This is a genomic window from Micromonospora matsumotoense (assembly GCF_050951065.1).
GTDB classification, from domain to species: Bacteria; Actinomycetota; Actinomycetes; order Mycobacteriales; family Micromonosporaceae; genus Micromonospora; species Micromonospora matsumotoensis.
Genome location: NZ_CP192025.1, coordinates 1,746,223 through 1,769,490 on the forward strand (window position 1 = coordinate 1,746,223; position 23,268 = coordinate 1,769,490).

Consider the following 23,268-nt stretch of genomic DNA (forward strand, 5'->3'; position numbering starts at 1 on the left):
TCGGTCGACGCCCGGCGACGGCGGGCGGGGTTGCGCCCGGTGGCGGGAGGAGCAGCGGTGCGGACAGCGACGAGACATGCCCGGGGACGGTCCCCGGGCGGCGGGTGGCGCAGCCGCCGGCTGTGGGCGGCCGGACTGACGGCGGTACTGGCGGTCACCCTGCACCAGACCCCGGCCCGCGCCGCCGATCCGGTGCCGTTCGACGAGCAGGCGGTGCACGGGGCGCTGTTCGGGGCGGTGGTGCAGCTGCGCGACGCCGGGGCGGCCGGCCTGAAGGACGCCCTGCTCACCGCCGAGCTGCTGGACTGGCGTACCACCCAGCCGGCCGCCGACGCGACGCAGGTGGCCGCGCACGTCACCGCCACCCGGGCGGTCGCCGACGCGGCGGTCAGCGACGCGCGGGCCGAGGACCGGTCCCGGTTCGCGGTGGCGATGGCGGTGCTGGCCCGGCTCGGCGAGTCCACCGGCGCGGTGACCACCGGCCCGACCGTCCGCGCCTTCCTGGCCAGCACGGTCGGCGCGGAGGGCGCGAACGTGGTGCCGGACGCGCTGAACCTGGTCCGCGGCGGTTACCAGGACGCGGCGTGGAACGCCCGCTCCCGGGACCTGACCCAGGACACCTGGCGTGAGCTGCACCGTCGGGCCGCCACGGACGACGCCCTGGCCACCGGCTGGGACACCACCTTCGTCGGGCGGACCGGCACCGGTGTGCGTACCCCGGTCGACGGGTTGCTGGCCGCCCGGATCCACGAGCCGCGCGCCGACGGCAATGCCGGCACCCTCGGCCACTACGTGCCGCTTGCCGCGCTCCGCGACCTGCGCGGGGACCCGACCGCCTTCCGGGCGCTGGTCCAGGAGCGGGCGTACGCCACGCTGAAGGTGCTCGACACCGACGGCAACAACCGGATCACCGAGGTGATCAGCTACGCCAACAGCTACCCGCTCCACCAGGACCCGAAGCCGAGCCAGCCGGTCGTCGACGCGGAGAAGGCGAAGACCGAGGCGAATCGCAAGATCTTCGAAGGGCTCGGCTCCACCGTCACGGTGCTGTCCACCCTGGTCGGTTTCGTCGACAAGAAGTTCGGCAAGCAGTTGGAGACCATCGGCAAGGCCGTGGTGACCTCGGTGACCGCGATCAACACGTACGTGACGACGGTGCTCGGGCAGGGGCTGACCATGGCCGCGACGGCGATGGGCACGGCGGTGCTGACCGGCAACCTGCTCGGTGCGGCGGTGAGCCTGATCGGCCTCTTCGCCGGTGGCGGTGACCCGAACGCCGCCATCCAGGCGGAGATCGGCAAGCTGGGCCAGCAGATCGACCGGCTGGCCAAGGGGATCGACAAGCGGTTCGACCGGATCGAGTCGGCGCTCAAGGAGATGTACGCCGGGTTGGTCGCCCAGCTCGACGCGCTCACCAGGGGCCTCGACGAGGTACGCGCCAACCTCGGCCGGATCGCCACCCAGTTGCAGACCATCGAGCGCAAGGTCGACTCGATGGCGCTCGCCACCCACGTGGCCCTGGAGAACATCGCCAAGAGCCAGCTCAACTCGGTGATCACCACGTACGTGCACCACAAGGAGATCACCGGGCAGCCGATCCCGGACTACCTCGGCACGTACTTCCCGAAGGCCGAGTCGCCGACCTTCACCTTCGCCACCGTCAACGCCGCCGACGAGGGCACCTTCACCGCCCCGGCCGGGGCCAGCCTGGTCGACCCGGTCAGCGTGGTCGACACCCACCTGCCGGCCGGCTCGATCAACTATCTGGCCCGGTGGGCCAAGGACCGGGTCGGCGGCGAGTGGACCACCGGCCCGGTCGCCAACGCCGCCGCCTGGACCACCGCCGCCCGGGTCTACAACATCCTGCAACTGGAGAACCCGCAGTTCGCCGGCCAGGTGGCCAGCGGGCGGGGCGACGCCGTGACCCAGGCCGGGCGGACCATCAACGAGCGGGTCCGCCAGTTCAGCCAACCGGCGGCCGACGGCAGCACCAACCCGCTGTTCACCGCGCTGATGGCCGACTACCGCACGGCGGTCACCGGCTGGAACGCCCAGGTGGAGAACGTCCGCAGGGCGGTGGTCTGGAACGGCAGCGACACCCTGCCGGTGCACGACATGTGGGGCAGCCCGGACCAGGCGCTCCCGGCGGCGAACCGGATTCCCGAGGTCGAGTCGATCGGGGGGTGCGGCGCGAGCCGGGTCAGCCGACCGATTCCGTCGACGGTACGACGCGCCAACCTGCCGAACGCCTTCCACCTGGCCCACCACGCCATGCCGCCGGGGCACGCGCCGGCGTTCTCCACCTGCTACGACGCGAACTTCGTCAACGTCGAGGAGCACGAGGGGCCCCGGTTCCAGACCACCACCGGCGACCTCCAGATCACCCTGCGGTCGCGGGTGAAGTGGGCGGGCGGGGACTGGCAGGAGGTGCAGACCGCGACCAGGACGTTCCCGATCGGCACGTTCTGCTCGTGGGACGTCCGTTCCCCCGTTCCGCAGGGCTACTGCTACGACGAGAACAAGTACCTCACCGAGCGGTGGCCGGGGACGTACAAGCCGGCGTTCGAGTCGGCGGCGGTCCCGGTCGTCGCCACCCAGGCGACGACCGCCCGCAGCAAGGCCGCCGCGATGCTGTCCGGCCGGCAGAAGTACTTCTACCGGGTGATGCGGGCCGGCACCGGGCCGAACCCGCCGAGCAGCGACACCTGGGAGGTGTCCCGGGTGCTCTGGCAGAAGGGCAAGGCGGTCTCGGACGCGCTGCGGCTGTTGCAGGCGTACACGGAACTGGGGTGGGGCACCGCGCTGGAACTCGACGACAGCCTGACCGGCCTGCTCTTCGGCAGCGACGGGCTGCCGGCCGACTACACCCGCCCGCGCAGCGACGCCGACCAGTCGGCCCACCAGCACCTGCGCAACGCGATGTCGCAGGCGGTGGCCAACTACGCCGACTGCGTGCAGTCGTTCGACTGGAACCCGTGCAACGAGGACCGGTCGGGCTTCGACCCGCTGCGCGACCAGGGCCGGTACGGTGCCGGCTGCGCCCAGGCCACCGTGCCGGACAAGCCGCGTGACCCGCTGAGCGCCTGCCTGGCCAGCGCGGCGTTCGTCCGGGTCGGGCAACTCGGCCAGCGCTACGACCACTGGTCGACCCGGGTGCGCTCCGGTGGGCACACCGAGGGGCTGCCGGAGGTGACCGCGGCGACCGACATGACCCGGGCGACCACGGTGAGCGTGCACCCGGCGGGCTGACCGCCCACGGGGTGCCCCGACCGGGAGGGTCCCGCCGGGACCGGGACCCTCCCACGGTCGCGTACCGGCCGGGACGCCTCCCCGGCGCGACGACGGGTGGCAGGGCTGGCACCTCGGTCGCGACGTGGCCGGGTGCCGCCGATCGGTCCCGCCGACCCGGGACATCCGACCCGGGTCGGCGGGACAACCGGCGGACGACGATGGTTCGACCGTTCACCGACGACCGCCGGTCCGCCCGGCGGTGCCACTGTGGACGATCCACCACCTACGCTGCGGCGGACGGGTGCCGGCACGCCGGCCCCGTCGTCCGCGCACCGGCATCCGAGGAGTGATCATGACGCTGAGCGCCGACGACGACCGACGGATCCTGTTGATCGCCACCAACGACACGTTCTGCCACGTCTACCAGGATCTGGCCGACCTGCTGGCCACCGCCGACCACGGCGAGAAGCTCGCCGGGGCCGTCGAGTTCTTCGACGTCACCGGCCGCCGCCTGCATCCGGTCTTCTCCGCCGACTGGCGGCTGGAGATGCTGGAGGCCGGCACCGCCCCGGCGGAGCCCGAGGTCGTCCGGCAGCGGTTGTCCACGGTGGTCGCGCACGTGACGCAGTACGTCCACGACCACCCGGACGTGCTCGCCCGGTCCCGGATCTCGTGGGAGCGGGCGCTGTCCGAACTGCCCCGCCTCGACGACCCGGACCTGTCCGAGGTCATCGGCGCCCTGCCGGAACACCTCGAACACGACACCGGCAACTGGCTGCACAACGCCATGCACGCCGCCGGTTGGGCGGACTGACCCGCCCGCCCCACCACCGACGACCACCCCGGGAGGGCCTGCCGTGCCGTCGACCATCGGAGCGCCGTCCGCCCCCCGCCGGGTCCTGGCCGGGGTGGGCCTGGTCGTCGCCGTGCTCGTCCTGGTCGGGCAGTGGCGGGACCCGTACCCGGCGTCGCTCGGGCCGGCCGCGTTGACCGGCACGATCGCGGTGGCGTTCACCGCGCTCGGGGGCTTGGTGCTGGCCGGGCTGCCCGGTCAGCCGGTGGGTCGGCTGATGGTGGCGGCCGGTCTCGTCGCGGGCGCGGCGGTGCTGGCGCTGAGCTGGTCGGCGGTCACCCCGTTGGCCTGGCTGAGCCAGTGGCTCTGGTGGCCGCCGTACGGCCTGATCTTCCTGGCCCTGTTGGTCTTCCCGGACGGCCGGCTGCCGGGCCGGCGCTGGCGGCCGGTCGCCGTCGGGCTGGTGGTCACCACGTCGGTGGTGGCCGTCGCGCTGGCGGTGGCCGCGACCAGCGACCCCCGGGGCCTGCTGCTGTCCGCCACGCCGGCCACCGACCCGACCGCACGACTGCTGGTCCGGGTCGCCCTGCTGACCGTCGCGGTGCAACTGCTGCTGGTGGCCGCCGTGCTGGTGTCGCTGGCCGGTCGGTGGCGGCGGGCCGTCGGCGAGGCCCGTCAGCAACTGGCCTGCCTGCTGGCCGCCGGTGCGCTGTTCCTGCTCGGCTTCCTGCTGGACTGGCTCAACCTCTCCGGCGCGTGGGTGCTGATGGTGATCGCGATCCCGGGCGCGATGACCCTGGCGGTGCTGCGCTACCGGCTCTACGGCCTGGAACAGGTGATCAACCGGACCCTGGTCTGGCTGGTGATGAGCCTGCTGGTGATCGCCGCCTTCGTCGGGGTCGTCGCGCTGCTGCGGGACCTCGTGCTGCGCGGGAACACCTCCAACGCGTCCCTGGTGGCGACCGGCCTGATCGCGGTGACCTTCGAGCCGCTGCGGCACCGGGTGCAGCGCGGGGTGAACCGGCTGCTCTACGGCGACCGCGACGAGCCGTACGCCGTGCTGGCCCGCCTCGGTGACCTGCTGGAACGGACGGTGCAGCCACAGGCGGTGCTGCCGCTGCTCACCGGCACCATCGCCCGCTCGCTCCAGGTGCCGTACGTGGCGGTGGAACTCGGCGGGGAGCACGCCGACGACGGGCGACCCGGGCGGGTGCACGCCGCGCACGGCCACGCCACCACCTCGCTGGAGCGCTTCGACATGGTGACCCACGGGGAGTGGGTGGGGCGGCTGGTGGTGGCCCGGCGGGCACCCGGTACCCGGTTCACCCCGGTCGAGCGGCGGCTGCTCAGCGACGTCGCGATGCACGCCTCGGTGGCCGCCGCGACGGCCCGGCTGATTCGTGACCTGCGGGACTCCCGGGAGCGGCTGGTGACGGCCCGCGAGGAGGAGCGCCGTCGGCTGCGCCGGGACCTGCACGACGGCCTCGGCCCGACCTTCGCCGGCATGTCCATGCAGGTACGCGCGGCCCGCAAGCTCGCCACCGCCGACCAGGGCCGGCTGACCCGCATTCTCGACGGGCTCGCCGACGACCTGCTCACCTGCACCGGCGAGGTACGCCAACTGGTCGACCAGCTCCGCCCGGCGGCCCTGGACCGGGGGCTGGAGTCGGCGCTGCGGGCCGAGTGTCAGCGCTTCGACGGCCCGGCCCTGACGGTCCGGCTGAGCGTGGCGGACGCCCTGCACGGGTTGCCGGCCGCCGTCGAGGTGGCGGCGTACCGGATCGTCGGCGAGGCGCTGGCCAACACCGCCCGGCACGCCGGGGCGACCTGCTGCGACGTGGTGGTGCGCCGGGGCCGGGCGCTGGTCGTGGAGGTGTCCGACGACGGCACCGGCATCGTGGCCCGGCGACCCGGCGGGGTCGGCCTGGACTCGATCCGGGAGCGGGCCGCCGAGCTGGGCGGCGACTGTGAGTTCGTCGACCGGGCCCCGCACGGCACCCTGGTCCGGGTCCGCCTCCCCCTCCCGCCCCCCGACGACACCCCGCCCCCTCCCACCCCACCCGCCCCCGGCCCGCCCGCCCCCGGCCCGCCCGCCCCCGGCCCGTCCGCCCCCGGCCCGTCCGATTCCGGTGATCAAGAGGTTTGCGTCAGAATCCGCCCGGAGGATGACGCGAACCTCTTGATCACCGGGGGCTCCCGGGACCCGGCGTGGGGCGGGGCGGGTGGGGGGCGGGTGGAGGACGGCGCTGCGGGAGGGGGAGGGCATTGACGGGAGAGGGTGCTCGTGGCGGGGCGGTCCGGGTGCTGGTCGTGGACGACCACCCGGTGGTCCGCCGTGGGCTGCGGACCATGCTGGAGGGCGAGAGCTGGGTAGCCGGCGTCGTGGAGGCGGCCACCTGCGCCGAGGCGATCGGCATCGCGCTGACCGAGCCGGTCGGGGTGGTCGCGATGGACGTGGCGCTGCCGGACGGCGACGGCGTGGAGGCGACCCGCCGGATCGTGCAGGGCCGGCCGGAGATCCGGGTGCTGATGGTGACCATGGCCGACGACGAGGACGTGGTCGGCCGGTCGCTGCGGGCCGGCGCCCGGGGTTACGTGCTCAAGGACACCGACCCGGACGTGATCATCGACGCGCTGCGCACGGTGGCCGGCGGCGGGCTCGTCCTCGGCCCCCGGATCGGCCCCCAGGTGCTGACCAGCCTGCGCCGCCAGCCGGTCGAGCTGCCGCCCCCGTTCGACCGGCTCACCCCCCGGGAACGGGACATCCTGCGCCGGTTGTCCGCCGGGGACACCAACGCCCGCATCGCCCGGCACTTCGGGATCAGCGAGAAGACGGTACGCAACCAGCTGTCGGCGGTCTTCGCCAAGCTCGGCGTCGCCGACCGGGTCCAGGCCGCCCTGCTCGCCCGGGACGCCGGCCTCACCGGCTGACCCGCCCACCGCTGCGGGGCAGTCGGCCCGGACACCGATGATCAGGCGGACAGAATGAGTAGCGGGGTGACACCGGGGAAGGAGGACGGCATGGGGACCGATGCGAAGCACGAGCAACCGGTGGGCAATCCGGCGGCGGGCGTGGTGCACAGCCTGCACGAGCGGCAGCAGACTCTGGCCACCGTCGAGTCCCTGACCGGGGGGCTGCTCGCCGCCGCGATCGTGGACGTCGCCGGAGCCAGCGCCGTCTACCGGGGTGGACTGGTGACGTACGCCACGGAGCTGAAGGCGCGGCTGGCCGACGTACCCGAGGAGTTGCTGGCCGAACGCGGACCGGTCGATCCGGACGTGGCGATCGCCCTCGCCGAGGGTGGCCGGCGGCGCTGCGCCGCCGACTGGGGGTTGGCCACCACCGGGGTCGCGGGTCCCGAGCCGCAGGACGGCAGACCGGTCGGCCTGGTCTATGTCGCGGTGGCCGGACCGGGTGGCCCGGTGGTCCGTCGGCTGGACCTCGACGGGGGTCGGGACCACATCCGGGCGGCCACGGTGATCGAGGCGTTACGCCTGCTGGTGGCCCGGGTCCACCGGGCCTTCCCGGAAGCCGGGCGGGCCCCGGTGCCGGGGTCGCCGGCCGCCGTCCCACCGGCCGGCGCGGGTCGTCGCTGACCGGCCTTGTCCAGATCCGACAGGCGGGGTGGGATGTCGCCGGGCCGACCAACGGGTACGGTTGCGGGAAGGCTCCGGCGTACGGCGTCGGCGGCGGCGCGGTCCACCGCGTCCGGCGCGGACGCTCATCCGCCCGGAGAGTGAATCCCGTCAGGGGGAGGTGCGATGGTCCTGCTACGCCGGGTGATCGGTGACGCACTTCGGGCGCGCCGCCAGGGTCAGCACCGCACCCTGCGCGAGGTCTCCACCGCCGCCAACGTCAGCCTCGGTTACCTGTCCGAGATCGAGCGTGGCCAGAAGGAGCCCTCCAGCGAGCTGCTCGCCGCCATTTGTGACGCGCTCGGTGCCCGCCTGTCCGAGTTGCTGCGGGAGGTGAGCGACACCGTCGCGCTCGCCGAGCAGCTGCCGGGCGTGCTCATGCCGGTGCAGGACGAGCCGGCCGCCGCCGGGCCCGCCGGCACCGTGCGCAAGGCCACCGGTCGGGGTGTGCGCCAGGTGACCACCGACGGCGCGGTCGCCGTCTCGGTCCGCCAGGACTCCCCGCTGAAGGCCACCCTGCGTAGCTCCCGGGTCCGTCCCAGCGACCGCGACGTGGTCTGCGCCGCCTGACCCCTGTCCGGTCCCGTGGCCGGGGTGGCCGACGCCGCGTAGTGTTGATCGCAGGCCGCCGGAGCACCCCCACGGCACGAACGCCCCTGCTGGCGTCGGGCTGCGACGATGGGGAGCGCGCCGGGCGGCCCGTCCGGCCCCGGTGTGGCCGAGGCGCAGCGACGCTACTGAGGGGATACCGCGGAGATGGCGAACCCGTTCGTCAAGGGCTGGCACTACCTGATGGCGCTCTTCGGTGCCAAGATCGACGAGCACGCCGATCCGAAGGTGCAGATCCAGCAGGCCATCGAGGACGCGCAGCGTCAGCACCAGGCGCTGGTCCAGCAGGCGGCGGCGGTGATCGGCAACCAGCGGCAGCTGGAGATGAAGCTCTCCCGGCAGATGACCGAGGTCGAGCGCCTCCAGGGCAACGCGCGGCAGGCGCTGGTCCTCGCCGACCAGTCCCGGGCCAAGGGCGACGAGACCGAGGCCGGTCGCTACGAGCAGTCCGCCCAGGTGCTCGCCACCCAGTTGGTCTCCGCCGAGCAGGCCACCGAGGACCTGAAGACCCTGCACGACCAGGCGCTCGGTGCCGCCGCCCAGGCCCGCCGTGCGGTCGAGAACAATTCCATGATCCTCCAGCAGAAGCTCGCCGAGCGCACCAAGCTGCTCAGCCAGCTCGAACAGGCCAAGATGCAGGAGAGCGTCGCCCGTTCGCTGGAGTCGATGTCCTCGATGACCGCGCCGACCAACACCCCCTCGCTGGACGAGGTGCGTGACCGCATCGAGCGCCGCTACGCCAACGCGATGGGCCGGGCCGAGCTGGCCGGCAACTCCGTCGAGGGGCGGATGCTGGAGATCCAGAAGTCGACCCTGGACAGCGCCGGGTCGTCCCGGCTGGAGCAGATCCGGGCCAGCATGGCCGGCGACCAGCTCGGTGGCCGGCAGGAGCAGCCGGCGGCGCAGCAGCAGGCCCAGCCGGCCGCCCCGACGGCCGACCCGGCCACCGCCGCCCGGCTGGACGAGATCCGGGCGAGCATGAGCCGCGACCGCGGCGTGGGGGACACCACCGCCGGCTGAGCGGCCGGCACGAGGAGGTACGGGTGGCCGACGAGCGAACGCGACACTTCCGGCGACTGGACCGGCTACGACGCTCCGCCCGCCGGTGGAGCGTCCTGGCCGGTGGGCTCACGGGCACGGCGGCGGTGCTGACCCCGTACGCCGGGCTGGGGCTGCCCGACGCGGCCTGGGCCGGCGCCGCGGGAAGCGCCGTCGCGCTGGCCGCCTGGCGCTGGATCGACCTGCGGGCGTTCGCCGCCCGCCCGGCCCCACCCGCCCTCGACCCGGCCGAAGCCGCCGCCCGGTCCCGGGCCCGGCTGGTCGCCGCCGTCGAACGACTCCCGGTCGGCCCCGGCGTGCTGGCCGAGGCCCGGCGGTTCCGCTCCCGGTTCGCGTTGCGGGGCACCTCCGCCGCCGAGTCCTGGGCCCGGCTGGACCGGGCCGCGCTCACCCTGGCCGGGATCGCGCCCCGGCTGACCGGCCTGGCTGAGCCGGCGGTGCTGGAGGCCGCCGCCGCCGACCGTTCGCTGCGGGACCTGGCCGACCGGACGGCCGGCGTGGAACGCGCCCTGCGGCTGGCCCCGCCCGAGGCCCGACCCCGGCTCGCCGAGGCGCACCGGGCCCTGGGCGACCAGTTGGTCAGCGGGGTGACCGCCTACGAGGGGCTGGTCGTCGCCGCCGCCGGCTACGTCGCCGAGGACGCCCACCCGGGGGTCGTCGCCGACCCGTCCGCCGCCCGGTTGATGGAGGCGACCGACCTGCTGCACGGCGTCGCCGCCGCCCTGGCCGAGCTGCGTACCGTCGGCGAGCCCCTGCGCGCCCCCACCCGCTGACCGACGCCTCAGTGGGGGATGTGCACCGACACCGGACCGGTCCACGGGGAGTGGCCCACCACGTTGAACGAGCGGACCCGGTAGTGGTAGGTGACGCCCCGGTCCAGGCCGGTGTTGGTGAAGCTCCGGCCGGCAACGGTGAAGGTGACCACCTCCCGGCCGAACTGCGGGTCCACCGCGCGCTGCACCACGAACCCCGCCCCCGGACCCGCCGGAAGGCTCGCCGCCCAGGCCAACGACACCGTCGCGGTGTCCGGCGCGGGGACGGCGACCGTCGCGGCGACCCCGTTGGGCACCTCCGGCACGGGCGGGGTGGTCACCGTCGCCACCGTCGACCACGGTGACGCCGTACCGAGGTAGGTGGTCCGGACCCGGTAGTAGTACGTGGTGTCCGGGGCGACCGCCGGATCGAGGTGGCGGTCGGCGACCGGGACGGCGGTGGTGCCCGGACCACTGGTGAAGGTCGGATTGGTGGCCCGTTGCACGTCGAGACCGGTGGCGAAGGACCGGTTCACCCAACGCAACGCCACCCGCAGGGGCATGGCCGGCGGCACCGTCGCGGCCAGTCCGCTCGGCGCGGGCAGGCGTACCGACGCCGGGCTGCTGTTCGACCAGGTCGAGCAGCCGGCGGCGTTCTCGGCCCGGATGCGGTAGTGGTAGGTGACGCCGGGGGTGATGGTGGCATCGGTGTAGCGGGTGGCGGTCCCCGCCACGGTGATGGTGGTCAGCCCGGTGCCGAAGTCGGCGTCGGTGGCCCGTTGCAGCAGGTGGCTGGTGGCCGCCGGCCGGCTGCCGTTGCCCGTCCAGGCGAGCGCGATCGCCGGCAGCGCGGTCGCCGAGCCGGGCACCGGGGTCGCGGTCAACCCGGTCGGCGCGCGGGGCGAGACCCGCAGCATCAGGGGCCGGCTCATGCCCAGGTCCCGCAGCCCCGCCGCCGCGCTGGACCAGCGGAACTCCCAGCCCAGGTTGACCGGTTGGTTGACCACCGTCGCCGGCCGTCCGTCCCAGGGGCTGACCGGGGCGGCGTCGAGGCGTACCCCGGCGGGTCGGGTCGGATCGAGCAGTCGCAGGCTGTCGGCGACCTTGAACGGCAGTGGCGGCACCTCGGGTCGCAGGGCCACCACCAGATCCTCGGCCGGGTTGACCCGGACGGTCTGCTTCCAGCCCAGTTCGCCACCGTCCGGGGCGCGGACCGTGCCGTCCCCGCCGATCCGGTGGACCACCTGCACGTCGCAGCCGTCGAAGCGGACCGGGTGGGTCTGCCGGCCGGTCCCGCTGATCCGCCACAGCTGGACACCGTCGGCGGGTTCGTCCGCACCGGCCGTCGGGTCGGCCGCGACGAGGATCTCGGTGGCCGGTTCGGTCGGGCCGAGCGGCAGGGTCACCGGGCCGAGCGGGCCGGCGGTCGGGTGGGGCACCCCGAGCCGGCCGGCCCGCCGCCCGTACTCCGGCTCGAAGACCGTCCCGACGGTCTTCACCTGGATCGGCAGGGTGACCGGCCCGGTGGCGCCGGGTGGGGTGAAGGTGACCGAGGTGGCGTGTGCGGGGGCGACCACACCCCGGGCGGTGGTGGTGCCGAACGCCCGGTCGTACTCCCGTTGCGGCACGATCGGCGGGCGCTGGCTGGCCGCGTACGCGGCGGGTAGCCGGTCGGCGAGCCGGTGCGGGTCGTACCGGCTGGTGGGGGCACCGGTGACCCGGAACTGGAGCAGGGTACGGGTGTTCGGGCCGTACCCGGGCAGGCTGCCGGAGCCGGCGTCCCCGGCGGCGCTGTGCCGGTCGTAGCGGGGGTCGCCGCCGGGCAGCGGTGCCGGGCAGTCGTTGTAGAGCAGCACCGTCGCCCCGGGCGGCAGGGTGGAGAAGTCGACCACCACGTCGGCCCGCTCACCCGGAGCGAGCAGCAGCGCGGCCGAGTCCACGTTGAGCACCGTCGGATCGCGGCGGTCGTACCGGTAGCCGACCGGGCGGTTCGGCACCACGACCGGGGCGGGGAGCAGCCCGCACTCGTTGCCGATCTGGATCATGGGTGGGCCGGCGGCGGCCGGGTCGGGCACCCCACCGTCGCGGCCGTCGGTGGGCCAGTCCGCCGGCCGGCCGGGGGCGCGCCCGGCGTCCACCATCGGCACCTCGCCGGCGTCGGCGTCGGCGAGACTCCCGTCGGCCTGCCACATCGGCCCGTCCGCGCGGGCCCGGTAGAGCTGGAGGTTGAGGGCCCGGTCGGCGCAGCCGTTGACGATCCGGAACCGGTACGCCGTCGGCCGCACCCGCAGGTACGGATAGGCGACCCCGTTGACCAGCATGGTGTCCCCGTACACCTCGGGCACGGCGCTGGGGTGTGGGGTGCCGGGCGCCCGGGGCGGCTCCTGCGGCGCGGCCTCCGGATCGTGGTGCGGGTTGTCGACCGGGCCGACCTGCGGCGCGTCCCGGCCGTCGGCGCCGGGCAGCCACGGGCCGTAGTCCCAGCGTCCGGTGGGGTTGCGCCCGCAGTCCCGGTACGGGTCCTGTCGGGGCTGGTAGACGTGCGGGTGCCACAGGTTGCCCCGGGTGCCCCAGCGCTCCCGGTCCCAGGTGGGGTCCTCGGCGGCGAGTTGGGCGTCGTCGGGGACGAAGGTCCGGTCCTGGATCACCAGGGGGAGCTGGTCGGCGGGGAGCACCCCGTCGGCGACCAGCTCGTCCTCGGCGGGGTCGGTGAGCAGATAGAGGGCGAACTGGCCGGACAGGACGGTCAACCGGGACAGCCCGAGGGTGTTGTCCTGCAGGCACATCAGTCGGCCACTCTGCGCGTTCGGGTAGTAGAGCGTGGTGGCCCCCGCCCCGGGCGGCGGCATGTCCGGCACGTGGGTCAGGCCCGGCCCGGTCGGGTACGGGGTGATCTCCCCGGCCGGGGTCACCCACTGCCACGGGTTGCCGGCGCTGATCCAGCCGGTGTGCGCGCCGGACAGCTGCGGCACGGCCCGGTTCTGCGGGTAGGGCGCCGGTCCCTCCAGCGGACCCGGCCCGGCCCCCGGGAGGCTGGTGTCCACCGGCAGGAACAGGTCCCCGGCCAGGCCGGTGGGGAGCTGGTTGATGAACTTGATCCGCACCGGGCGGCCCCGCCGCGCCATGATCAGCGGCCCGAGGTGGTATGGCCGCTCCGGCGGGGCGACGGTGTTGTGCCCGTCCGGGTCGGTGCCCAGGTTGAGCTGGCGGTAGCCGCGCAGCCGGGTGGTGGGCAGGTCCCGGTGCAGTCGCTGGGTGTACTCGGACAGCCCGATCTCGTAGTAGTCGCAGCCCGGCCAGCTGACCGTGTCCGGGGTGGCGACCGGCAGGTGACCGCCCAGCTCGGTGCGGCCCGCCGGGCCGGGCACCGGGAGCGCGTCGACGAACTTGCGCAGGCCGGTGCCGGTGACCACCCGGCCCTGCGGGTCGCGCACCGGTCGCGGGCTGTCGGCGAAGTTCGGCACCGGGCCGAAGTAGCCCGGCACGGCGGCCGGGTCCAGGCTCGCCGGGGCGGGATCGGCGGTGCCGGTCCGGGCCGCCGGCACGACGGGCCGGTCGGTACGGACGACCCGGGTCGTCCAGTGTGGTCGCAGTCTGCGGAACAGGGCCATGGTTCTCCCCGGGCACGGGGACCCGCCGCCCCCACCCCGGCGTGGTGGGCGGTCGTGTCCGGTGGTGACGAACGGTGAGCACTCCAACGCAGCATGCGACGTCGGCGGCCGGATAGGAATTACCCATTCGTCCGTGTCTGCGGGTCGTCCCGCCAGGCGGGAGGGTGGCCCGGCGCTGGTCGCGCCCGCTCAGCCGGCCTCCGGGGCCGGGGCGGGTGGCGGCTGGCAGGTCGGGCACCAGTAGGTGACCCGGTCGCCCAGTTCCTCCTTGTCGATGGCGGTGCCGCAGCGGCGGCACGGCTGGGCCCGCCGGCCGTACACGTAGCTGGTCTGGCCCCGGCGCAGCGAGCCGGTGGTGCTCTGGGTCCACCGGCCCCGGTTGGCGGCGAGCAGCCGTTGGGCCAGGGTCACCGTGCCGGCCAGGTCGGGCACCGCGCCGACCGGCGTCCAGGGGGAGAGGCCGCGCAGGAACAGCAGCTCACACTTGTAGAGGTTGCCCACCCCGGCCAGGTTGCGCTGGTCCAGCAGCGCCTCACCGATGGTCACCTCCGGTGTGGCGGCGAGCCGGCGGACCGCCTCGTCCGGGTCCCAGTCCGTGCCGAGCAGGTCGGGGCCGAGGTGCCCGAGCAGGTGGTCCTCGCCGGCGGTGGGCAGCAGGGCCAGCTCGTGCAGGTGGTAGCCGACCGCCACCGCCTCCGGGCTGCGCAGCACCACCCGGATCAGGTGCGCCGGCCGGGCCGTCCACCGTTCCCCCGGGGCGTACGCCCGCCAGGCGCCGTCCATCCGCAGGTGGGAGTGGAGCGTCCAGTCCGCGGCCGGTGCGGCCTGCGGGGGTGCGGTCAGCCGGAGCAGCAGGTGCTTGCCCCGGCTGGCCGACTCGCGCACCGTCCAGCCGGACAGGTCGGTGGTGGCCAGCGCGGGCACCCGGAAGTCGCTGCCGGTGAGCCGGGTGCCGGCGAGCGCCCGGTGCAGGACGCGGGCGGTGTTCCAGACGGTGTCTCCTTCGGGCACCCCGGCATTCTCCCTCGTCCGAGCAGAATTCGCATGTATCGCTATTTGTAGCGTGCTTCCTGTCGATCTACGAATAAATGCACTATTAGGGGGTTCTGAGGAGAATGTTATGGCCGTTGGCCCCCGTGGTACCTCATCGTCCCTGCTGGTCGGTCTGCTGACCGTGACCCTGGCCGGTGCCCTCACCCCGGCCGCCGCGACCGCCGCACCCCACGCCCTCCATCGCTCCGCGCTCGACCGCGCGGCCCTGGAAGGCTCCGCGCTCGACCGGTCGGCCCTGGACCGGTCCGCGCTCGACCGGTCGGGCCTGGACCGGTCCGCGTCCGACCCGTCGCGGTCCGGGCGGCAGAGCGGCACGACGGCCGCCGGTGAGCGCTGGTCCGTCGACCTCACCGTCGTCGGCGGCGACGACGTGAACGTCCGGTTCGGTGCCGGCCTGCTGCGCCTGGCCGACCCCCGTCCGACCCGCCGCAACCGGCCCGCCGCCCTGCACGCGCCGGTCGCCGAGGGAGTGCTCCTCGCCCCCGTGCGGACCCTCGCCGGCCCGGCCAACCGGGTCCGCGCCGCGCTCACCGCCGAGGTGCCCACCGGTGCCGCCGTCGGCGTCCAGGTGCGCGGCTGGCAGGGCACCGGCTGGACCGAGTGGCGGGAGGCCGGCACCGCCCCGGCCGCCTTCGACCGACCGGTCAGCCGGGTCCAGGCCCGGGTGCTGCTCACCACCCGCGACGCGAAGGCCGCCGCCTCGGTACGCGCGGTCCAGCTCACCGCCGACACCATCGCTGTCGCGACGCCCACCCCCACCGCCGTACGCAGCTACCGGGTCTTCGCCACCCGGGAGGGTGAGGTCGGCGGGGTGACCGCCAACGGCCGCACCATCCAACCCCGGGACCACTTCGTCGCCCTGCCCTCCCGGCGCGGGCTCTCCCCGATCAACACCGGCGACTACACCGTGCGGGTCTGCACCACCAGCGGCAGCCGCTGCGAGTACGCGCCGGTCTGGGACGTCGGCCCGTGGAACACCCGCGACGACTACTGGAACCCCACCGCCGTCCGGGAGAACTGGAAGGACCTGCCGCAGGGCCGCCCCGAGGCGCAGGCCGCCTACCAGTACGGCTACCACGGCGGCAAGGACCAGTTCGGCCGTACCGTGCTCAACCCGGCCGGCATCGACCTCGCCGACGGCACCTTCTGGGACGGCCTGCTGCTGACCGACAACGCCTGGGTCGACGTGACGTACCTCTGGACCGGCACCGGGCCGCGCGGCGTGATCGGCTCCGGGCCGCTCAACATCCGCACCGGCCCCGGCACCTCGTACCCGACCCGGGGGCTCGCCGCCACGCACGCCAACGTGCCGATCCAGTGCTACGTCAAGGGGCAGACGGTCGCCGGGACGTACCGGACCACCAACCGGTGGAACCGGCTGGCCGGCGGCCAGTACGTCAGCCACGCCTACGTGTCCACCGTCTACGGCGGCACCGTGTCACCCTGCTGACCGGTGAGCCGCTGACGCTGACGGGACCGCCCTCGACCGGCCGGGTCGCCGGGCGGGTCGGCTCAGGGCCGCTCGTCGGGGCGGGGCGGCCGGACCATGTCCTGGTAGCGGGGGTGACTCGCGCCGTACACCGCGAAGTTCAGCCGGGCGTGGGTGAGACTCAGCTCACCGTTCGCCCCGCCCCGCACCACGTCGGCGTCGGCGTCACCCTGGCCGTCATCGGTCCAGAAGCAGACCGGACAGGTGCCCCCACCCGTCCGGGACGCACAACAGGGACAGCCCACCGGAACCCACACTTCACCCACCGCAGCAGCATTCCACACCGGACGTCGGGCAGGGAGCGCAGCTCACCCCCTGATACGCCCCCGCACCGTGACCGTGGCACCCGGGGCGACCCCGAGCAGGTCCACCGCCCGGCCGCCGTTGCGGGCCACCGCCACCAGGCCGGCGGAGTCGACGAGGACGACCAGCGCACCGGGTGCCGCGTCGGCGAACGTGCGGCCGCGTACCGCCGGTCGGCCGGCGACCTCCACCGGCCCGGCCAGCGACGTCAGCAGGTCGGCCCCGGCGGCGAGCTGCACGTTGCCGAAGTGGTCCACGGTGAGCACCTCGGCGGTGAACCCCTCGGCCTCCCGGCGCAGCACCGGCGGGGGCAGGGTCGCCAGGGTGGCCGGGTCGACCTCCGGCCCGGCGTCGGTCGGCCGGTCGCCGAGGGCCAGCCGCGCCGCCACCGGGGCGAAGACGTCCCGGCCGTGGAAGGTGTCCGACACTTCCGCCGCCAGCCACCCCGGCGCGGTCAACTCCACCGCCGAGGTGATCCCGCCCAACGCCTGCGCCGCCGCCGTCAGCACCCCGTTGTCCGGCCCGACCAGCAGCCCGCCCGGTGCGACCAGCGCCACCGCCCGCCGGGACGTGCCGACCCCCGGGTCCACGACCGCCACGTGCACCCCGTACGGCAGGTGCGGCACGGCCTGGGCGAGCACCGCCGCGCCCCGCCGGACGTCCCCCGGCGGCACCAGGTGGGTCACGTCGATCACCCGTGCCGTCGGGGCGATCCGGCCGATCACCCCGTGGCAGACGGCCACGAACCCGTCGGTGAGCCCGTAGTCGGTGGTCAGCGAGATCCAGGGGATCGGGGCCATGCCGGCAGGTTAGTGCGGCGAGCGCACTATCACTGACCGGACACCCCGATCGGCCGACCGGCCGGTGCCGCCCCCGCAGCGGGTTCGGCAGACTGCCGGGGTGACGAAACGCCTTCGTATCCTGTCCACGACCGCCACCGTCCTGATCGCCCTGGCCCTGGCCGGCTGCGGTGACGATCCCGCCGACGAGCGGGACGGCGGGGCATGGGCCGACGGCCGGTCGAAAGCCCCGGCCACCACCGAGGCCGCCCCGGCGGAGGAACCCGCGAAGGCCGCGAAGCCGGGCACCGCCCCCCTGGAGAGCCCCTCCACCCCACCGTTCGTGCTGCCGACCAAGCAGACGAGCGCCCCCGCCGCCCGCAAGGTGGTCGACGCGTTCAAGGCCGCCGGCCTGAAGGTGCCCGACCCGCGCGACCGGTCCAAGGACTGCGGACCCAACGGTACGGGGGTCGGCTGCGCCCAACTGCTCGTCACCGACGCCGTCTCCGTCTACGTCTTCCCCGACGAGGCGACCGCCACCAACCAGACCGACATGTGGGGGGTCAAGGCGTACCGGGCGGGTGCGGTGGTGCTCAACTACCTGGGCACCCGGACCAGCGCCGCCGAGCAGAAGCGCTACAACGACGTGCTGGCCAAGCTCGGCTGAGCCCGCCCGTCGCGGGCCGCCCGGGTCCGGCGAGGGGTGCGGGATGACCCGGACCGTCAGCCGCGCAGCCGCAGGCCACGGGGGGTGGCCCGGAAACCGGCGGCGGCGAGCGCGTCGCGCAGCGGTGAGGAGTGCACCGCCTCACCGTCGGCCCGCTCCACCGACATCGCCCCCAACGCCCCGGAGTGCACCGCGTCGGCGAGCGCCTTGCCGGCGGCGGCCAGCGTGTCGGCGTCGACGGTGAAGGAGAGGATCGTCCGCCCACCCCGCTCGACGTAGAGGGCCAGGTCACCACCGACCAGCACCACCACCGCCCCGGCCTTGCGCCCGGCCCGGTGCCCGGTGCCCGGTGCGGCGCCGTCACCCGAGTCGACGGCCCGCTCCGGCCAGGGCAGCGCCGCGCCGTACGGGTTGGCCGGGTCGGTGGCGGCGAGCACCACGGTCGGCCCGTCGCCCCGACCCCGGTCGGCCGGCTCGGCGAGCGCCCGCAACCGGTCCACCGCGCCGGGCACCGCGAACTGCGCCGCGCCCAGCCCCTCCACGAAGTAGCCCCGCCGGGCCGCGCCCCGCTCCTCCAGGGCGGCGAGCACCGGATAGACGGCGGCGAACCCGCCGGTCACCTGCTCGGCCAGCACCGCGCCCCGGGTCACCACCCCGTGCCGGTCGAGCAGCAGATCGGCCAGGGCGGCGGCCCGTCGGGTCGGGTCGGTGTCCCGCTCCGGCAGCCGGGACCAGCGCCCGGCCACGGTGGGCGGGCCGCCCCGGCTGGGCAGCGCCACCCGACCCGGACGGCGGTAACGGGTGCGCGGGGCGGCCGGCCGGGACCGGTGCGCGCCACCCGCGCCGAGCGCCGCCCGCAGCGGGGCGAGGGTGTCGTTGGTGAGCTGCCCCGCCCAGACCAGATCCCAGATCGCCGCGGTCAGGGCGGTGTCGTCGGCGGAGCCCACCCGGTCGGACAGCGGGCGGAAGAAGAGCGCCTGGCCGTCGGCGAGGGCGTCCAGCACGGCGGCGTGCAGCGGGGTGCCGGCGAACGCGTCGTCCGCCGGGGGGAGCAGCAACGGCGCGACATCCGCGTACGCCAGGGTGAGCCAGCCGTCGCCGCCGGAGATCGCCCCCGAGCCGGCCCACACCACCTCGCCCCCGGCGCACAGCTCGTCGAGCTGGGCGGGGGAGTAGTCGGCGACCCGGGCGGGCAGCACCAGCCGCTCCCACGCCGACGCCGGCACCGCCGTGCCCTGCAACTGCTCGATCGTGGCGGCCACCGCCTCCACCCCGCGCGCCGACGAGCCGACCTGCTGCCAGCGGGGCAGGAAGCCGGCCAGCACCCGGGGCGGCACCGGTTCGATCTCCCGACGCAGCGCGGCGAGCGACCGGCGGCGCAGCAGCCGCAGCACCTCGGCGTCGCACCACTGGGTGCCCACGCTGTCCGGGGCGAACTCGCCGGAGACCACCCGCCCGGTCGCGGCGAGCCGACGCAGCGTCTGCTCCACCACGAACACCCCGAGCCCGAAGCGGGCGGCGCAGGTCGCGGCGGCGAACGGCCCGTGGGTACGGGCGTACCGGGCGACCAGGTCGCCGAGCGGGTCGGCCACCGGCGTCAGGTACGCCTCGGCCACCCCCACCGGCAGCGCCACCCCGAGCGCGTCGCGCAGCCGGGCGGCGTCCTCGATGCCCACCCAGCGTTCCTCGCCGGCGATCCGGACCCGCAGCGCCCGGCGGGCCGCCCCCAACTCCGCCGGCCAGTCCACCGGCACACCCCGCTCGGCCAGCTCCGCCTCGGTCAGGTCACCGAGGACCCGCAGCAACTCGGCGACGTCCTCGGCGTCGCGGGGACGGCGCTGGTCGGTGCGCCAGCGCAGCTGCCGTTCGGTCTCGGCGAGCACCGCCGGGTCGAGCAACTCGCGCAGGTCCACCCGGCCGAGCAGCTCCCCGAGCAGGGTCGGGTCCAGCGCCAGCGCGGCGGCCCGCCGCTCGGCCAGCGGGGCGTCCCCCTCATAGAGGAACGCGCCGACATAGCCGAAGAGCAGCGACCGGGCGAACGGCGAGGGGCGTTCGCTCTCCACCTCGACCAGGCGGACCCTGCGGCTGGCCAGGTCGCGCATCAACCCGGCCAGGGCGGGCTGGTCGAAGACGTCCTGCAGGCACTCCCGGGCGGCCTCCAGGGTGACCGGGAAGTCGGCGTACTCGCGGGCTACGTCGAGCAGTTGGGCGGCGCGCTGGCGCTGCTGCCACAGCGGCTGCCGGCGGCGCGGGTCACGCCGGGGCAGCAGCAGGGACCGGGCGGCGCACTCCCGGAACCGGGCGGCGAACAGCGCCGAGGTGCCCACCGACTCCTCGACCAGTTGGGCGATCTCGTCGGGCTCGAAGACCACCACGTCGGCGCCGGGCGGCTCGTCGGCGGTGTCCGGCAGCCGCACCACGATCCCGTCGTCGGAGGGCATCACCTGGGCGTCCACTCCGTAGCGCTCGGCCAGCCGGCGGCCGATCGCCAACGCCCACGGCCCGTTGACCCGGGCCCCGAGCACGCTGTGTACGGCCAGCCGCCAGTCACCCAACTCGTCGCGGAACCGCTCGACCAGCACCGTGCGGTCGTCGGGCAGCGAGCGGGTGGCGGTCTGCTGCTCGCGCAGGTAGGCCATCAGGTTGCCGGCCGCCCAGTCGTCCAGGCCGCCGGCCCGCAACGCGGTCAGGGCGGTGGCGTCGTCCTGGCGCACCAACGCCCGGACCCGGGCGCCGATGGCCCGACCCAGCTCGACCGGGCGGCCCAACTGGTCGCCCTTCCAGAACGGCATCCGGGCCGCCTGGCCGGGAGCGGGGGAGACGAGCACCCGGTCGGGGGTGATCTCCTCGATCCGCCAGGACGAGGAGCCGAGCAGGAAGACGTCGCCGATCCGGGACTCGTAGACCATCTCCTCGTCCAGCTCGCCGACCCGGGCGGCCCGCTGCGCCCCGGCCAGGAACACCCCGAAGAGCCCCCGGTCGGGGATGGTCCCCCCGCTGGTGACGGCGAGGCGCTGGGCACCCGGTCGGCCGGTCAGCACGTCGGTGGCCCGGTCCCAGACCAACCGGGGACGCAGCTCCGCGAAGGCGGTCGACGGGTAACGACCGGAGAGCATGTCGAGCACGGCGTGCAGCGCCGAGTCGGGCAGCTCGGCGAAGGGCGCGGCGCGGCGGACCAGCACCGCCAGGTCACCGACCGGCCAGGGTTCGAGGGCGACCATGGCGACGATCTGCTGGGCGAGCACGTCCAGCGGGTTGCGCGGGTAGTGCAGCTCCTCGATGGCGCCGGTCGCCATCCGCTCCGCGACCACGGTGCAGGAGAGCAGGTCGCCCCGGTGCTTGGGGAAGACCACTCCCCGGGACACCGCACCCACCTGGTGCCCGGCCCGGCCGACCCGTTGCAGGCCGGCCGCGACACTCGGGGGGGCCTCGATCTGCACCACCAGGTCGACCGCGCCCATGTCGATGCCCAGCTCCAGGCTGGAGGTGGCCACCACGGCGGGCAGCCGGCCGGACTTGAGCGCCTCCTCGATCTGCTTGCGTTCCTCCCGGGAGACGCTGCCGTGGTGGGCGCGGGCGATCACCGCATCCGCACCGGCCGCCGCACCCGACTGGGCCATCACCTCGGCCGGCGGCCCGCCGTCGTCGGCGGGCACCTCCTCGGCGGCCAACTCGTTGAGCCGGGCGCAGAGCCGTTCGGCGCTCCGCCGGGAGTTGGTGAACACGATGGTCGAGCGGTGTGCCCGGATCAGCGCGAGGACCCGTTCCTCCACGGCGGGCCAGATCGACGCCCGGCGCGGGCCGGGGCCGCCCAGGTCGTCCTCGGGGGGTTGCGCGGTCTCGTCGAGCCGGGTCATGTCCTCCACCGGGACCTCGACGCTCACCTCGATCGTCTTGGGGCTGGCCGGCTGCACCACGTCCACCGGGTGGGCGCCGCCAAGGAACCGGGCGCAGGCGTCGATCGGCCGGACCGTGGCGGACAGGCCGATCCGCTGGGCGGGCCTGGCCAGCAGCTCGTCCAGGCGCTCCAGGGAGAGCGCCAGGTGGGCGCCGCGCTTGGTGCCGGCGACGGCGTGCACCTCGTCGACGATGACGGTCTCGACGCCGCGCAACGAATCCCGGGCCGCCGAGGTGAGCAGCAGGAACAACGACTCGGGGGTGGTGATGAGGATGTCCGGCGGGGTGCGGGCGAAGGCCCGGCGCTCGTCGGCGGGGGTGTCGCCGGTGCGCATCCCGACGGTGATGTCCGGCGGTGTCACGCCGAGTCGGGTGGCCGCCTGCCGGATGCCGGTGAGCGGGGTGCGGAGATTGCGCTCGACGTCGACGGCGAGCGCCTTGAGCGGGCTGACGTAGAGCACCCGACAGCGTTGTCGGGCGTCGGCCGGAGCAGGCGTGTCGGCCAGCCGGTCGAGCGACCAGAGGAACGCCGCGAGCGTCTTGCCCGAGCCGGTGGGTGCGACCACCAGGGCGTTGCGGCCGGCGGCCACCGAGGCCCAGGCGCCGAGCTGGGCGGGGGTGGGCGCGGCGAAGGCGGCGGTGAACCACTCCCGGGTGGCCGGACCGAATCCGGTCGGCACTCCCGCGCCGGCAGCCGGGTCCGCCGGGCCGCCGCTCGGGCCGCCCGCTCCCGCCCCACCCCGCCTCGTCACGTCCCCATCCTGCCCCGACGGTGTGACATCGCGCCGGGGCGGATGCTGATCTGTCCGACGTCGCGAGAGAATAGCGAATTAGCCGATTAGTACGTTAAGTCTTACTTAACTGCTTGCTTGTGACCCACAACATAAAGTAACTTCACCCGGACTGCCGTAACGGGTGAGAGGAATCGGATGTTCGTCGAGGAGCGAGGCCCGACGCCCGGCACCGACGTGCTCATCCGCAAGGTCGAAGGGCACCTCACCGCCCTGCGGACCAGCCTGCGCGGCCCTGAGCTGGAGCTGGCCGAGCGCCTCGCCGACAGCCTGCGGGAGTTGGTCGTCTCCACCGCCCAGGCCAGCGCGGCCGACCGGGGTCAGGTGCGGGTCGCCGTGCACTACTTCGTGCTCCGTCGGGAGAGTCGCGGCAAGCTGCTCCCGGTGCGATCGCTGGCCGTCGCCCAGCGGGTGGTCGACAAGGTCGCCCTCCAGCTCGGCCGCCCCGATCTGCTGGTCGAGCCCCGGCGGGCGCTGACGCCCGCGCTTCCCGGCGGCGAGGCGCCACCCGGCTGACGGCGATTTCCCGAAACCCCCCCATAGGGGGCTGAACTGGCGTGTGATCGGTGCGGACCGGGACAATTCGCCCGGTGCGCGC

The 23,268-nt window shown here is 74.9% G+C and carries 16 protein-coding genes; 11 read left to right on the forward strand and 5 right to left on the reverse strand.

The window, feature by feature from the left end; translation table 11 throughout:
• Nucleotides 1-57: 57 nt before the first annotated feature.
• The 8 genes from ACQP1S_RS07995 to pspM all read left to right on the forward strand — a co-directional run bounded on the left by ACQP1S_RS07995 (nucleotide 58) and on the right by pspM (nucleotide 10,101).
• Nucleotides 58-3,249, forward strand: a complete 3,192-nt coding sequence (locus ACQP1S_RS07995) for a hypothetical protein (RefSeq protein WP_432904741.1) — start codon at nucleotides 58-60, stop codon at nucleotides 3,247-3,249.
• Between the two features lie 334 nt (nucleotides 3,250-3,583).
• Complete coding sequence (locus tag ACQP1S_RS08000; protein WP_432904743.1) at nucleotides 3,584-4,045, forward strand: hypothetical protein; 462 nt, start codon at nucleotides 3,584-3,586, stop codon at nucleotides 4,043-4,045.
• 43 nt (nucleotides 4,046-4,088) lie between these two features.
• Nucleotides 4,089-6,293 (forward strand): GAF domain-containing sensor histidine kinase, encoded by a 2,205-nt coding sequence (locus ACQP1S_RS08005; protein ID WP_432904745.1) that lies wholly within the window; start codon nucleotides 4,089-4,091, stop codon nucleotides 6,291-6,293.
• Nucleotides 6,290-6,955: a response regulator gene (locus tag ACQP1S_RS08010; RefSeq protein ID WP_432904747.1), complete on the forward strand. Its 666-nt coding sequence runs from the start codon at nucleotides 6,290-6,292 to the stop codon at nucleotides 6,953-6,955. The genes ACQP1S_RS08005 and ACQP1S_RS08010 overlap by 4 nt, the downstream gene beginning before the upstream one ends.
• 90 nt (nucleotides 6,956-7,045) lie before the next feature.
• Nucleotides 7,046-7,621 carry a CinA family protein gene (locus tag ACQP1S_RS08015; protein WP_432904749.1) on the forward strand — a complete coding sequence of 192 codons (576 nt, stop codon included), beginning with the start codon at nucleotides 7,046-7,048 and terminating at the stop codon, nucleotides 7,619-7,621.
• Between the two features lie 165 nt (nucleotides 7,622-7,786).
• On the forward strand, nucleotides 7,787-8,230 hold the full coding sequence (locus ACQP1S_RS08020) for a helix-turn-helix domain-containing protein (RefSeq protein ID WP_091249409.1): 444 nt from the start codon (nucleotides 7,787-7,789) through the stop codon (nucleotides 8,228-8,230).
• A 186-nt stretch (nucleotides 8,231-8,416) separates the two neighbouring features.
• Nucleotides 8,417-9,289 carry a PspA/IM30 family protein gene (locus ACQP1S_RS08025; RefSeq protein WP_432904752.1) on the forward strand — a complete coding sequence of 291 codons (873 nt, stop codon included), beginning with the start codon at nucleotides 8,417-8,419 and terminating at the stop codon, nucleotides 9,287-9,289.
• Nucleotides 9,290-9,312: 23 nt separating this feature from the next.
• The gene (gene pspM, locus ACQP1S_RS08030; protein WP_091249416.1) at nucleotides 9,313-10,101 is read left to right on the forward strand and encodes a phage shock envelope stress response protein PspM; all 789 of its coding nucleotides are present in this window, start codon (nucleotides 9,313-9,315) and stop codon (nucleotides 10,099-10,101) included.
• An 8-nt stretch (nucleotides 10,102-10,109) separates the two neighbouring features.
• On the opposite strand, the gene ACQP1S_RS08035 is transcribed toward pspM, so the two are convergent.
• Together ACQP1S_RS08035 and ACQP1S_RS08040 are read right to left on the reverse strand one after the other, a co-directional pair.
• Nucleotides 10,110-13,691, reverse strand: coding sequence for a hypothetical protein (locus tag ACQP1S_RS08035; protein WP_432904755.1), 3,582 nt, complete (start codon nucleotides 13,689-13,691; stop codon nucleotides 10,110-10,112).
• Between the two features lie 189 nt (nucleotides 13,692-13,880).
• Complete coding sequence (locus tag ACQP1S_RS08040; RefSeq protein ID WP_432904758.1) at nucleotides 13,881-14,702, reverse strand: zinc finger domain-containing protein; 822 nt, start codon at nucleotides 14,700-14,702, stop codon at nucleotides 13,881-13,883.
• 109 nt (nucleotides 14,703-14,811) lie between these two features.
• Here ACQP1S_RS08040 and ACQP1S_RS08045 point away from each other — a divergent pair, with 109 nt between their 5' ends.
• Entirely contained in the window at nucleotides 14,812-16,194 is a 1,383-nt protein-coding gene (locus ACQP1S_RS08045; RefSeq protein ID WP_432904761.1) for a hypothetical protein, read from the forward strand.
• 62 nt (nucleotides 16,195-16,256) lie between these two features.
• Here the strand turns inward: ACQP1S_RS08045 and ACQP1S_RS08050 are convergent, their stop codons facing one another.
• A complete protein-coding gene (locus tag ACQP1S_RS08050; protein WP_084261072.1) occupies nucleotides 16,257-16,499 on the reverse strand; it encodes a CPCC family cysteine-rich protein in 243 nt (80 codons plus the stop codon).
• Nucleotides 16,500-16,541: 42 nt separating this feature from the next.
• Nucleotides 16,542-17,336, reverse strand: coding sequence for an SAM hydrolase/SAM-dependent halogenase family protein (locus ACQP1S_RS08055; RefSeq protein WP_432904765.1), 795 nt, complete (start codon nucleotides 17,334-17,336; stop codon nucleotides 16,542-16,544).
• Between the two features lie 100 nt (nucleotides 17,337-17,436).
• Between ACQP1S_RS08055 and ACQP1S_RS08060 the strand changes: the two genes are divergently transcribed.
• Nucleotides 17,437-17,982, forward strand: coding sequence for a hypothetical protein (locus tag ACQP1S_RS08060; RefSeq protein WP_432904768.1), 546 nt, complete (start codon nucleotides 17,437-17,439; stop codon nucleotides 17,980-17,982).
• Between the two features lie 56 nt (nucleotides 17,983-18,038).
• On the opposite strand, the gene ACQP1S_RS08065 is transcribed toward ACQP1S_RS08060, so the two are convergent.
• On the reverse strand, nucleotides 18,039-22,559 hold the full coding sequence (locus ACQP1S_RS08065; protein ID WP_432907875.1) for an ATP-dependent helicase: 4,521 nt from the start codon (nucleotides 22,557-22,559) through the stop codon (nucleotides 18,039-18,041).
• A gap of 249 nt (nucleotides 22,560-22,808) precedes the next feature.
• On the opposite strand from ACQP1S_RS08065, the gene ACQP1S_RS08070 reads away from it, so the two are divergent.
• Nucleotides 22,809-23,186, forward strand: coding sequence for a hypothetical protein (locus ACQP1S_RS08070; RefSeq protein WP_091249434.1), 378 nt, complete (start codon nucleotides 22,809-22,811; stop codon nucleotides 23,184-23,186).
• Nucleotides 23,187-23,268 lie beyond the last annotated feature (82 nt).

Coding starts and splice junctions, on each gene's coding strand:
- ACQP1S_RS08000 (WP_432904743.1), top strand. CDS start 3,584: ATGACGCTGAGCGCCGACGACGACCGACGGATCCTGTTGATCGCCACC.
- ACQP1S_RS08015 (WP_432904749.1), top strand. CDS start 7,046: ATGGGGACCGATGCGAAGCACGAGCAACCGGTGGGCAATCCGGCGGCG.
- ACQP1S_RS08020 (WP_091249409.1), top strand. CDS start 7,787: ATGGTCCTGCTACGCCGGGTGATCGGTGACGCACTTCGGGCGCGCCGC.
- ACQP1S_RS08025 (WP_432904752.1), top strand. CDS start 8,417: ATGGCGAACCCGTTCGTCAAGGGCTGGCACTACCTGATGGCGCTCTTC.
- ACQP1S_RS08035 (WP_432904755.1), bottom strand. CDS start 13,691: ATGGCCCTGTTCCGCAGACTGCGACCACACTGGACGACCCGGGTCGTC.
- ACQP1S_RS08045 (WP_432904761.1), top strand. CDS start 14,812: ATGGCCGTTGGCCCCCGTGGTACCTCATCGTCCCTGCTGGTCGGTCTG.
- ACQP1S_RS08055 (WP_432904765.1), bottom strand. CDS start 17,336: ATGGCCCCGATCCCCTGGATCTCGCTGACCACCGACTACGGGCTCACC.
- ACQP1S_RS08070 (WP_091249434.1), top strand. CDS start 22,809: ATGTTCGTCGAGGAGCGAGGCCCGACGCCCGGCACCGACGTGCTCATC.